At 61.7% G+C, this 11,991-nt stretch carries 11 protein-coding genes; 6 read left to right on the forward strand and 5 right to left on the reverse strand.

Going from position 1 to position 11,991, the window contains the following annotated elements; genetic code table 11:
* Nucleotides 1–97: 97 nt before the first annotated feature.
* On the forward strand, nucleotides 98–2,209 hold the full coding sequence (locus AWB69_RS02595) for a D-(-)-3-hydroxybutyrate oligomer hydrolase (protein ID WP_062081792.1): 2,112 nt from the start codon (nucleotides 98–100) through the stop codon (nucleotides 2,207–2,209).
* A gap of 149 nt (nucleotides 2,210–2,358) precedes the next feature.
* Here the strand turns inward: AWB69_RS02595 and AWB69_RS02600 are convergent, their stop codons facing one another.
* Nucleotides 2,359–3,183 carry a DUF2242 domain-containing protein gene (locus AWB69_RS02600; RefSeq protein ID WP_062081795.1) on the reverse strand — a complete coding sequence of 275 codons (825 nt, stop codon included), beginning with the start codon at nucleotides 3,181–3,183 and terminating at the stop codon, nucleotides 2,359–2,361.
* Nucleotides 3,184–3,367: 184 nt separating this feature from the next.
* On the opposite strand from AWB69_RS02600, the gene vapB reads away from it, so the two are divergent.
* The 3 genes from vapB to groL all read left to right on the forward strand — a co-directional run bounded on the left by vapB (nucleotide 3,368) and on the right by groL (nucleotide 5,933).
* Nucleotides 3,368–3,622, forward strand: coding sequence for a type II toxin-antitoxin system VapB family antitoxin (gene vapB / locus AWB69_RS02605; protein WP_062081797.1), 255 nt, complete (start codon nucleotides 3,368–3,370; stop codon nucleotides 3,620–3,622).
* A gap of 269 nt (nucleotides 3,623–3,891) precedes the next feature.
* Nucleotides 3,892–4,182 carry a co-chaperone GroES gene (locus AWB69_RS02610; protein WP_031362728.1) on the forward strand — a complete coding sequence of 97 codons (291 nt, stop codon included), beginning with the start codon at nucleotides 3,892–3,894 and terminating at the stop codon, nucleotides 4,180–4,182.
* Nucleotides 4,183–4,292: 110 nt separating this feature from the next.
* Entirely contained in the window at nucleotides 4,293–5,933 is a 1,641-nt protein-coding gene (gene groL, locus AWB69_RS02615) for a chaperonin GroEL (RefSeq protein WP_062081799.1), read from the forward strand.
* A 134-nt stretch (nucleotides 5,934–6,067) separates the two neighbouring features.
* On the opposite strand, the gene AWB69_RS02620 is transcribed toward groL, so the two are convergent.
* From AWB69_RS02620 to thiD, 3 genes are read right to left on the reverse strand one after another with little or no spacing between them, the layout of a single operon-like run.
* Nucleotides 6,068–6,526 (reverse strand): hypothetical protein, encoded by a 459-nt coding sequence (locus tag AWB69_RS02620; RefSeq protein WP_062081801.1) that lies wholly within the window; start codon nucleotides 6,524–6,526, stop codon nucleotides 6,068–6,070.
* Nucleotides 6,519–7,334, reverse strand: coding sequence for a DUF72 domain-containing protein (locus tag AWB69_RS02625; protein ID WP_062081804.1), 816 nt, complete (start codon nucleotides 7,332–7,334; stop codon nucleotides 6,519–6,521). Before AWB69_RS02625 ends, AWB69_RS02620 begins: the two co-directional genes overlap by 8 nt.
* A 25-nt stretch (nucleotides 7,335–7,359) precedes the next feature.
* A complete protein-coding gene (gene thiD / locus AWB69_RS02630) occupies nucleotides 7,360–8,229 on the reverse strand; it encodes a bifunctional hydroxymethylpyrimidine kinase/phosphomethylpyrimidine kinase (RefSeq protein ID WP_062081806.1) in 870 nt (289 codons plus the stop codon).
* A 354-nt stretch (nucleotides 8,230–8,583) separates the two neighbouring features.
* Here thiD and AWB69_RS02635 point away from each other — a divergent pair, with 354 nt between their 5' ends.
* Together AWB69_RS02635 and AWB69_RS02640 are read left to right on the forward strand one after the other, a co-directional pair.
* Complete coding sequence (locus AWB69_RS02635; RefSeq protein ID WP_025527884.1) at nucleotides 8,584–8,754, forward strand: rubredoxin; 171 nt, start codon at nucleotides 8,584–8,586, stop codon at nucleotides 8,752–8,754.
* Between the two features lie 346 nt (nucleotides 8,755–9,100).
* Nucleotides 9,101–10,459, forward strand: a complete 1,359-nt coding sequence (locus AWB69_RS02640) for a hypothetical protein (RefSeq protein WP_062081808.1) — start codon at nucleotides 9,101–9,103, stop codon at nucleotides 10,457–10,459.
* A 62-nt stretch (nucleotides 10,460–10,521) separates the two neighbouring features.
* Here the strand turns inward: AWB69_RS02640 and AWB69_RS02645 are convergent, their stop codons facing one another.
* Nucleotides 10,522–11,973, reverse strand: coding sequence for a cryptochrome/photolyase family protein (locus AWB69_RS02645; RefSeq protein ID WP_062081810.1), 1,452 nt, complete (start codon nucleotides 11,971–11,973; stop codon nucleotides 10,522–10,524).
* Between the last annotated feature and the right edge of the window lie 18 nt (nucleotides 11,974–11,991).

Raw genomic sequence — 11,991 nt, forward strand, 5'->3', positions numbered from 1 at the left:
GCTCTGGGTTCAAGCTTCCTGGCTGAGAGCAGGAGCGGATGGGCGACGTGCATTGAAAGACGTACGCCGAATAAAAACAACATGGTGGAGAGCGACGATGAAACGATTTCCCGGAGCCACGGCGCTTGCCCTGGCATTGGCGGCGTTTGGCCTTGCGGCCTGTCACGGCGACGATGACGGCAATGGCAACAGTTCGCAGAACAACGTGCTGCCGAACTTCATCTCCGGCAGCGTGCGTACGCAAAGCTATGACGGCACGACCGACGACCTGCTGACGGCGGGGCTGGGCAAGGACGGACTGGCATCGGCAACGCCGCCGGCCATTGCCAACCCGGCAGCGCCGAGCGCGGCTGACTTGCGTCGTCTTGCGATCTATTCGAACTATCGAGCGCTCGTCGATATGTCCGCCAATGGCGGCTACGGGCGCTTCTGGGGGCCGAATGTCGACCTGAACGGCAACGACACGCTCGGCGAGGGGATGATCGCCGGCAAGGAATACCTGGCGTTCGCCGACGACGGCAGCGGCACGCTCAACGTGAGTTTGCTCGTGCAGATCCCGGCGAGTTTCAACCCCGGCCAGCCGTGCATTGTCACGGCCACTTCGTCAGGGTCGCGCGGGGTGTACGGAGCGATATCGGCGGCGGGGGAATGGGGTTTGAAACGCGGCTGCGCGGTCGCTTACACCGATAAAGGCAGCGGCAACGGCGCGCACGAACTGGCGACGAACACCGTTACGCTCATCGACGGTACGTTGTTCAACGCCGCCGCGGCCGGCAAGACCAGTGTGTTCACGGCGAACCTCGGGAGCACCAGTCTTGCCGCGTTCAACGCGCAATTCCCGAATCGCTATGCATTCAAGCACGCCCACTCGCAGCAGAACCCTGAGAAAAGCTGGGGCACGAATACGCTGCAGGCGATCCAGTTTGCGTACTGGGCGCTCAACGACACCTACGGCTCCCTCGACGGCAGCACGCGCAAGATCCGCTATAACCGCGGCGATGTGACGACCATCGCTGCTTCGGTGAGCAATGGCGGCGGCGCGTCGCTCGCGGCCGCCGAGCAGGATACGCAGGGATGGATCACGGCGGTGGTCGTGGGTGAGCCGCAGATCAACCTGAACGTGCCGTCACAGGTGTCGGTGAGGCAAGGCGGCGTGCAGGTGGCGTCGTTCGGCCGGCCGCTCGCCGACTACATGACGCTCGCCAACCTGCTGCAGCCGTGCGCGGCACTGGCGCCGGCTGCAGCAGGCGCGCCGTATCTCACGGCGTTGCCGGCGGCCACGACCGCGTCGATCCGGGCGGCGCGCTGCGCGTCGCTGGCGGCGAACGGTGTGATTACCGGGGGCGACGTGATCAGCCAGGCGACCAATGCGCTTGCCCAACTGCATCAGGCCGGTTATCAGACGGACTCCGACTTGCTGCAGGCGCCGATGTGGGATTCGCAGGCCGTACCCGCGGTTGCCGTGACGTATGCCAATGCGTACACGCAATCGAGCGTCGCCGATAACCTCTGCAACTTCAGTTTCGGCACGACCAATGCGGTGACGGGCGCGGCCGGAGTCAGCCCGCTGGTTTCCCCGATGCTTACCGTGTTCGGCAACGGCAATGGCGTGCCGCCGACCAACGGTATCAATCTCGTCTACAACGCGGGGAATGCGGGGAATTCGGGCGCGGCGGATCATCGCTTCGCTACCGCCGACGCCAGTTTCGCCGGCGCGTTTTGTCTGCGTGGTTTGTGGACCAACGGCGACGCGCGGATGACGGCGAGTGTCAATGCGATCCGCGTGAATGCGAACCTGCACGGGAAGCCGGCGATTATCGTGCAGGGCCGCTCGGATACGCTCGTGCCGATCAACCACGCGTCGCGCCCGTACGCCGCGATGAACAAGCTGGCCGAGGGCAATTCGAGCAACCTGTCGTTTTACGAGGTAACGAACGGCCAGCATTTCGACGCGTTCCTGAGCGTCGCGGGCTTCGATACGCGCTTCGTGCCGCTGCAGTACTACAACCTTCAGGCGCTGAACCTGATGTGGGCGCATTTGATGAACGGGGCGCCTTTGCCGCCGTCGCAGGTCGTGCATACGGTGCCGCGGGGCGGTACGGCGGGGGCTGCGCCGGCTTTGTCGCTGAACAATTTACCGGCGATTTCCGCCTCGCCCGGGGCGAACGCGATCACGTTCGGCGGTGGTGGGGTGAATGTGCCGAATTGACGCAGCGATACACGATTTGCCGGTGAGCGTGTGCAGTCAGTGAGAGGCTGAACGTTTCGATTCGATCGGTCATGGTGAGGCCGCCGACGTAGCGGCCACTGGTGCGCAACTCGCCGCAGGTTGAGCGCAGCTACGTTCGGGTGCTTAACTTAAGGCGTGGCCGCCGACGCCGCCACCGGCGCGGACGCCGACGAGGTAGCAGCGGTCACCGCCGTGGCGCTGGCGGCTGAAACAGCGCTTGCCACCGCCGCAGGACTCGCCACCGGCGCAGGACTCGCCGCACTGGCGGCCACCGCCGCTCGAGCGGCCGAGCTCGCGGCCGGCGTCTGCACGACGATAGGTGTCGGCGTGAGGTCCGGCGAATTCAGGATCAGCGATGGCGCAATCGCCTGGCTGCTGACGTTCTCGCCGGGAATGGGCGAACTGCGCGGCACGGTTTTCAAATAGTGTTCGACCAGACTGAAAAACCGGTCGTAGAACTTGCCTGCCGGCACGGTTTCGCTGGAAATCTTGACCATCGAGTCGCTGTTTGATCGGATCGGCAGCGAGAGCGAGCCGAGCACGCTCAATCCCACGCTTGCCGAGGTATCGCTTTTCTTCAGCGTATAACCGTCCTGCACAGCGTTCACATACGCGATGCTCGTATTGCTCGCATTCTCGCCCGGCGTGCAGACCACATGGAACGACACCACCACGTGCGTATCCGCCGCCGGCTGGAAGTTCTTGGTGGCATCGACGGTATCGGGCTGCGGCATGGTCGTCATGTAACCCTGGCTCAGCAGCGCGCGGCGCGAGGCCTCGCAGGTTTCCTGGCTGGTGGCTTCGTAGTTGCGGGCGAACGGACTCGCGCCCGTCGTGAACATTTCGGCCTGGTAACTGGGCGTGGGCGCGGCCTTGCCGCCACAAGCGGCGAGGGCGAGCAGGGGCAGGGCGAGTGAAAGACGGAACAGTGGACGGGCAAGCGGATTTTGCATGACAGGCGGCTGATCGAAACGAAGGACTTCGGCGGCCTAGATTGTAGTGCGCCGCGCGGGCGGACGTAAAAAGGCAAGAAATGACGGGGCTGCGTGGATGAGGAAGTGTCCCTGACAATCGATTCCATAGGGTGAAGCGAATCAGGTTGAATACTTGACATATTCAGCATATGCATAAAATTGAATGCATATTTTTTTGCCTCAGCAGGCTCTCGCGCGCACTGTGTCCATTTTTAAGAACAACGCGAACCAGGCGGTCCGGATTCCGAAGGACATGCAGTTCGAAGGGGTGACCGAACTTGAAATCCAGCGCGAGGGGGACACCATTCTGCTTCGCCCGGTGCGGCCAAACTGGACTTCGTTCGCCGGCGAGCCGGTCGCCGATGCAAATTTTCTCGCGGAGCGCCCCGCGGCAGCCGGTTGGATACAAAAGTCTTAAGCTCTTGTTTCGTTGAGCGTTTTTCCACTTGAATCCGACTTGCCAGCCACAAACGAACCGAGGCCGGAAAGGCTTGACCTCTTGTTCGGATCAGTTTCCACACCTATTTCTCGCGTCTCGCCAATATCCCTTCTTGAAATTACCGATCGGTGTGCCATATACTTGGCACTCGTCGCACGAGAGTGCTAACAGTTTTCCGGCCGGTGGCCCTGTGGGTCGCTGGACGGGTTTCCCGCGTTTTTATAGTCTCAGTTAAGAGAGGAGTGTGTATGAACCTTCGTCCTTTGCACGATCGCGTCATCGTCAAGCGTCTGGATCAGGAAACCAAGACTGCCTCGGGCCTCATCATCCCCGACGCCGCAGCTGAAAAGCCGGATCAAGGCGAAATCCTGGCCGTCGGCCCGGGCAAGCGCGATGACAAGGGTACGCAAAACGCCCTCGACGTCAAAGTGGGCGACCGCGTGCTGTTCGGTAAATACGCTGGTCAGACCGTCAAGGTCGACGGCAATGAACTGCTCGTGATGCGCGAAGAAGACATCATGGCCGTCCTGGTCAAGTAAATCCCTTCAAGTCCATTCGGCTTTCCCGGCCGGACGATTGAACCGCTCAAGCGAATCTCGACCGGCCTCGGACCAAGCCAGAAAACTGAAACGAATCAAGGAGTTTGAATATGGCAGCTAAAGAAGTCGTATTTGGCGATATCGCCCGTGCAAAGATGGTCGAAGGCGTGAACATCCTGGCCAACGCGGTCAAGGTCACGCTGGGCCCGAAGGGTCGTAACGTGGTTCTGGAACGCAGCTTCGGCGGCCCGACGGTCACGAAGGACGGTGTTTCGGTCGCCAAAGAAATCGAACTGAAAGACAAGCTCCAGAACATGGGCGCGCAAATGGTGAAGGAAGTTGCTTCCCGCACCAGCGACAACGCAGGCGACGGCACGACGACGGCTACGGTTCTGGCTCAGTCGATCGTCCGCGAAGGCATGAAGTACGTTGCATCGGGCATGAACCCGATGGACCTGAAGCGCGGCATCGACAAGGCAGTGACCGCTGCTATCGAAGAACTGCGCAAGATCAGCAAGCCCTGCACGACGAACAAGGAAATCGCTCAAGTTGGCGCGATTTCGGCTAACAGCGATTCGTCGATTGGTGACCGTATTGCTGAAGCAATGGACAAGGTCGGCAAGGAAGGCGTGATCACGGTTGAAGACGGCAAGTCGCTGGAAGACGAGCTGGACGTGGTTGAAGGTATGCAATTCGACCGCGGCTACCTGTCGCCGTACTTCATCAACACGCCGGAAAAGCAAACCGCAATCCTCGAAAACCCGTTCGTGCTGCTGCACGACAAGAAGGTATCGAACATTCGCGACCTGCTCCCGATCCTGGAACAAGTTGCAAAGGCTGGCCGTCCGCTGCTGATCATCGCTGAAGATGTGGAAGGCGAAGCACTGGCAACGCTGGTTGTGAACAACATCCGCGGCATCCTGAAGACAGTTGCTGTTAAGGCTCCGGGCTTTGGCGATCGTCGTAAGGCCATGCTGGAAGACATCGCGATCCTGACCGGTGGTCAAGTTATCGCTGAAGAAACCGGCCTGACGCTGGAAAAGGCTACGCTGGCTGAGCTGGGTTCGGCGAAGCGCATCGAAGTGGCGAAGGAAAACACCACGATCATCGACGGCGCTGGCGAAGCTTCGAACATCGAAGCGCGCGTGAAGCAAGTTCGCACGCAAATCGACGAAGCAACGTCGGACTACGACCGTGAAAAGCTGCAGGAACGTGTCGCCAAGCTGGCCGGCGGCGTGGCAGTGATCAAGGTTGGTGCTGCGACCGAAATGGAAATGAAGGAAAAGAAGGCGCGTGTTGAAGACGCACTGCACGCAACGCGTGCAGCTGTGGAAGAAGGCATTGTTGCTGGCGGCGGCGTTGCGCTGATCCGCGCTCGTCTGGCACTGAAGGACCTGAAGGGCGCCAACGCCGATCAGGACGCAGGCATCAAGATCGTGCTGCGCGCGATGGAAGAGCCGCTTCGCCAGATCGTCACGAACGGTGGCGAAGAAGCCAGCGTCGTGGTGGCAGCAGTTGCAGCCGGTACGGGCAACTTCGGCTACAACGCGCAAACGGGCGAGTACGGCGACCTGGTGGAAGCCGGTGTTGTGGACCCGACCAAGGTGACGCGTACGGCACTGCAAAACGCGGCATCGGTGGCAGGTCTGCTGCTGACGACCGACTGCGCTGTGTCGGAACTGCCGAAGGACGATGCTCCGATGGGCGGCGGTATGCCCGGCGGCATGGGCGGTATGGGCATGGACATGTAATTTCGGGCCTGGCCTGAATTACAGGGTGGCATGGGCTTCTTCGGAAGCCTGGCGCTTGCCAAAGAAAAAACCCGCATCGGCAACGATGCGGGTTTTTTTGTGCGCTTGATTTTGTGGGCGTGAGAAACGCCCGGCTACTTGTTGTTCTGTGCTCGCATTTGTTCGGCGACCGCCTTGTAGTCATAGGTCGGATAGAACTCGGTCCGGTAGCCTCCCCACGCAGTATTTTCGATCGCGCGATTCACGTCGCGCAATTTATCGGCGGGAACACGCAGCGTCACCACCTGGCCGATACCCATCATCACGTACCACGAAACCACCTGAACGCCCGGTGGCGGAAACGCCTTGAAGAAGCCTTGCTCCTTCAGTTGTTCGTTGATCTTCGGCAGTGTCTTCGACTGATCATGCTTCAGGAAAATGGTCAGCAGAAACGTCCCGTCGCCGACGGGCGTAGCGTTCGAATTCGTGCTTTCAGCAGGAGCGGGGGCGGGAGTTGCGGCCGGAGCCGTCTGGGCGAATGCCGCAGCGGAACTGACGGCCACCAGCGCACCTGCAATCAGCCGCGCACCCAGCCATTTTCTGCACTCAAGCATCGGCGTTCTCCCTGACGGCAGCGCGTTTCGGACGCGCGTTCAATGCCCTGCGGCTTTTCACGCGCAGCGCGTTGAACTGGGCGTGGCCGGCGGCGGTGTTGTCGAAGATGCACCATGCTTCGTGCGCTTTTTTTGCCCGGTCATGCAGCGTGAGCGCGAGGGCATCGAGGTAGGGATATTCGTACGACGACTGGTACATCTCCGGCGAGCCGTGCAGCCGGAAATACACCAGCGACGTATCCGCTCGATGCGCGATGAAACAATCATCGGGTTGTGGATCGGCATCGACGTAAGCGATCTTTTTCGATTTGAGCAACGTGGCCGCGTCTTTCGCGAACCAGCTCCCGTGCCGTGCTTCCAGCGCGATCGGAATGTCCGTGCGTTCACGCATCGATGCAAAAAACGACTGGGCCGCGTCCGGATCGAATACCAGGCTGGGCGGCAGTTGCACAAGCCAGCAGCCGAGCGTACTGCCCAGTTCAGTCGCGGATTCCAGGAAGGCGTCGAGCAGCGGCTCGCAATTGACGAGGCGTGCGTCGTGCGTAATGGCCTTCGGGATCTTCACGGAAAAGCGAAACGTGCTGGGCACGCTATCGCGCCAGCGGGCATACGTTTCCGCCCGATGCGGCCGGTAAAAGCTGGAGTTGATTTCGACGCAGGTCAGCACCTGCGAATAGCGGGCGAGGTGAGTACCTTCGCCGGGGAAGTGTTCCGCGACCGCGTCCGTGATACCCCAGCCAGCGCAGCCGACCCGTATGGGGCCGGGGCTGTGCTTGAGTGGGTGGAGCGATGTTTTGCGCAGCGGCATGTGTCAGTCTCGCTCCAGGAAAGTATCAGTGGTGGGCTTCGCCCGGCGTAACGGATGGTGCATCGACCACCACGGGCGGTGCCTCGTCGTCATCGTTCGAGCGCGCCCAGAAAAATCGATCCGGCAAATAAGCGCCCATGCCGGGCCTGAAGGCGGCGCGGGTCGCCTGGAACACATATTCCTGTGCTTCGCGCGCGGCTTCCGCAGGTTCCTGCCCGTTGGCGAGCAACGCGGCAATGGCGGACCCGAGTGTGTCGGTAATGCCCATCATGCGGTGCTCGGTACGGTCCCATGTGTCCTGCCGGATCTGGCCTTCCTCGCCGTAAAGCGTGTTCACATGCCGGTGCGTGCCCGTTTCCGTCGCCAGGATGTACTCGCAGCCTTGCGACAGCAAATGCGAGATCGCGGCGTCGAGCGTGGGCGCTTCGGCGTCGCCGTCGGGCTGCGCTAGCTGCAGGAGCGTGGCGTGATCGGCGACGAGCATGGTGGTTTGCGGCACCAGCAAATCCGCCATCGATTCGCGCAATTCGTCCGCCGCCAGCACGTGTTCGTCGTCGAGCGTGAAGTCGGGTGCGAGGATCAGCGGCACGTCGTCGTAATCGGCGACCACTTCCGCAATGGCGCTGACCACTTCCGCACGCGTCGCCGCGCCGATCTTGAAGGCCGCTACCGGCATGTCTTCCAGCAACATGCGGGCCTGAGTGCCAACGGTGTCGGGGTCGAGCCCGGTGACTTCGTCGCAGGTCGCCGAGTCGCGCACGGTGTAACCGGTCAGGACAGTCAGCCCGTGGCAGCCCATGCTGGCAAGCGTCAGCAGGTCTGCCTGCAGGCCGGAGCCGCCTGTGGGGTCGGACAGGCCGAAAGTTAGAACAATAGGAGGGGTGTCGCTGGGCATCGGAATATTCGTGGGTTCAATCTATCGGCTATTCAAGCGGCCGGACCAGGAGTCGGCTCAAACTGCACGATTATGCGGCCTAAAGTCGCGCAGACACATGAGATGGCCTTTTTTTCGCACCAAAGCGGGTTGATCGATCCTGCAAATCCGGCGCCACGAAGGACCGATACTTGCTGGGAGGGCGTCGCGGGCCGTGCAGTGCCAGAGCGAGCTGTGCCGCCGAGGGAACCGGCAATGCTCGAAAGTCGTCCGAAACCCGGCCGATCGGCCAGCGCTGCTGCATTGCTAGGCATCGCGTCGCCAAACCGGTACCATCATGCACTCATTTAACCGATTGCCCGACGCGACATAAGTATGGAATACAGAAGCTGGATGTGCCTGATTTGCGGCTGGATTTATGACGAAGAAGCGGGACTGCCCGAGGAAGGAATTGCGCCGGGCACTCGCTGGGAAGACGTTCCAATCAACTGGACGTGTCCCGAATGCGGCGCACGCAAGGAAGACTTCGAAATGGTCCAGATCTGAGCAAAGGCTCGGACGTCGTGAAGGCATAACCGCGCCGCATGGATGGGATACCTTCATGCGGCGCGCCTTGTTTACACATGGGCAAATAAATAAGTCGTGTGGTTCGCGCGGCTCAGTGTTTAGTGGTTCGTGGCGCGCATGATGCTCACTTGGACCACGGTTAGACCAGTGAGCAGGAACGCTTGGTCAGCGAGTTGGCTCGACCCGACTCGACTCTTCCGGCGTGTGTCCGGGTTTTATCGCCAGAGGGGATGCGGCGGCATGCATCGGCGAAATTGCGCCCGGGTTCGATCAAGATCCATCCGATGCTTGGGCGTTGTGCCGCGCATCGGCTCGTGAGCGTTCCATGACAACACAATCCGGCTTGAGCAACACGTTCCAGGCACTGCCCAATCCGCGCGGGGGCGCCGTGCGGATTGCGGAGATGGCGCTGACCGACGCCCTGCACGCATTCATGCGCGAAGGCGACACGCTCGGTGTCCTGCGCCGCGGGATTGGTGCGTTGCAGTCGGCCGGCTGGCTGCCGGCGCAGCGGTTCGGCGAGACCCTGGTGTTCGTGTCGCCGCTTGCCGGGCTCAGCGACAAAAATCGCAACCAGTTCGCCGAGGCACTGCGTGATTTCAGCGCGGCCGTGGAACGCCGCAATCTGCGTGAGCTGGCCTGTTCCACGCTCCTCTTCGAGCATTATCGCGGGCTGCATGCGCTGATGGCCGCGCATACCCGGGCCGTGCCCGTTTCCTTCGATGACCTCGCGCTCGCCGGCCGCGCTATCCCGCCGGCTACGCTGCGTTCCATTTCCTCCGAGCGCCTTGCCCGCGTGCGGGCGCACTACGAACGTGCACTGCTGATGCTGCTGCGCTCGAAGGCGGGCGAGTTGAAGGGGCAGGCGGAAATCGTTTCCATCCTCGACGCCTGTCTCGCCGATCTCGCCGGTCCCGATCCCTATGATTTCTGGCGTCTGGCGGGCGCGGTTGTCGGCGCATTGCGTTTGCAGCCCGGTGACGACAACGTTGCCGACGCGCGTCGTCTGTACGCTCGCTTCAATCTGGTTCTGGCCGATCAGGCGCACGGTTTGTCGCACGCGCCGAAGTCCCTGGTACGCGCCGCGCTGGCGCTGCTGTGGCGTGATTACGCGTTATACGGCGCGTCTGCAGAGGATTCGGATCAGGTCGATGTGTTGCGCGATTACGGTCTGACCGTGGACTGGCACGTTGCGGCGACGCAGGCGTCCGAGGAAGCGTGGGAGCGCAATGCAGAGCAGGCGCGTGATGCTTCCACGCGTGATCTGGGCGTATTGCGCGTGAACGCGGTTGCGTACGAAGACTTTCTGACGAGCGCCGAGCCGGCGATCGGCGCGTTGATCGAGCACGGGATGTCGGCGCGGGAGGCTGGGCGCATTCACGTGCCGGCTGCGCTCAAGGCAGCCGACGCGGCGTATCGGCTGGGTGCGGCGGCGTGTGCGATAGGGCTGGGTCATGTCGCGTTGCTGGCCGACACGCTTGGGCTCGCGTGGCGGCGGATTGCGTACGAGGCGCAGATAACGCCCGACGGTTCACCGCTCGATGCCGCGATTCCCGAGAAAGCCGCTCAGGCGCTGGGTGCAATGTTGCATCAGGCTGCGGCGGGGATTGCGCCTTCGGAGGGCGGGGCGTCGGTGGCGGCGCTGACCGCGATGATCGAACGAGGCATTACGGTCGCGCGATAGGTTTTTTCGCTCGCGCTTAGCGGCAGAATTCGTGCATAAACGTAAGCGCCGGCTTAACTGCGCTACTTGACCGCGGCATACCGCGCGAGCGTGACTTTGCGCGCGGTATCGTGATCGACGACCGGCATCGGATAGTCAGCGCCCAGCGAAATCTTCGCCGCCTTCAACGCATCCGGTTTTGCTTTCCACGGCGCATGGATGTCTTTATCCGGCAGCGCCGCGAGTTCCGGCACGTAGTGACGGATGAACTTGCCCCCGGTATCGAATTTTTCCGACTGCGTGACCGGATTGAAAATGCGGAAATACGGCTGTGCGTCGCAACCGCTCGAGGACGCCCATTGCCACCCGCCATTATTCGATGACAGCTCGAAGTCGTTCAGCATTGCCTCGAAATATCGCTCCCCGCGCCGCCAGTCAAGTCCCAGATCCTTGGTGAGAAAACTCGCCACGACCATCCGCAAGCGGTTATGCATGTAACCCGACTGATTGATCTGGCGCATTGCAGCATCGACTAGCGGGTAACCCGTCCGGCCTTCGCACCAGGCGGCGAAATTAGCATCCGCGACATCCCCCGTTTCCCACTGTATACCGTCGTACTCCGGCCTGAACGCCTTGTGGTCGCCCGGCATGCCGACATACGGGAAATGGTGCAGCACCGAAAAATAGAAGTCGCGCCAGATCAATTCGGACAGCCACGTTTCGGCACCCCGGTTGCCGTGGCGCTGAGCGTCGTGAGCAGTGCGGGCGAGTGCGCGAATGGAGATCGTGCCGTGCCGCAGATGCACGCTGAGATAGCTCGGACCCTTGACGGAAGGAAAGTCGCGCGCGCGGTCGTAATCGGCCATGCGGTCGCGGAAGTCATCGAAGAGCTGATACGCGCCGCTCGATCCGGCCGGCAACGCGGGTGCGTGCGCGGCACTGAATCCAAGCGATTCCAGCGACGCAATGGCGTGCTTCACGCCGGCCGGCGGGCGTGCCAGACCGCCAAGATTTTCTTCCGATGCATACGGCTTCAACGCATCCGGCGTCAGCGAGGCGAGCCAGTTGCGCTTATAGGGCGTGAACACGGTGTACGGCTTGCCCGCGCCCGTCAGCACGTCGTCCTGATGAAAAATGACCTGGTCCTTGAATGTGAAAAACGCCACGTCCGCACTGGCCAGTTTTTTCCCGATATCCTCGTCCCGTGCCTTCGCAGACGGCTCGTAGTCGCGATTCGTGAATACCGCGTCAACGCCGCATTCGCGGGCCAGCGCCGGGATCTCGTGCGACGGCGTGCCGTGCCGCACCATCAGGCCGCCGCCCGCGTCGCGCAGGGTTTTATCGAGTTCAATCAGGCTGGCATGAATAAACGGGACACGGCGATCGTTTTGAGGAAGAGGCGAGAGAATTTCGCTGTCGAAAACGAAGGCGCACAGCACCCGGCGACAGCGTGTTACTGCGTGATAGAGTGCAGCATGGTCTGCTACGCGCAGGTCTCGTCGAAACCAGACTAGCCCCAGATCAAAGTCGGCCATCAAGCAGTGCCTTTGCTA

This window comes from Caballeronia udeis (assembly GCF_001544555.2).
In the GTDB taxonomy this organism is placed as follows: Bacteria; Pseudomonadota; Gammaproteobacteria; order Burkholderiales; family Burkholderiaceae; genus Caballeronia; species Caballeronia udeis.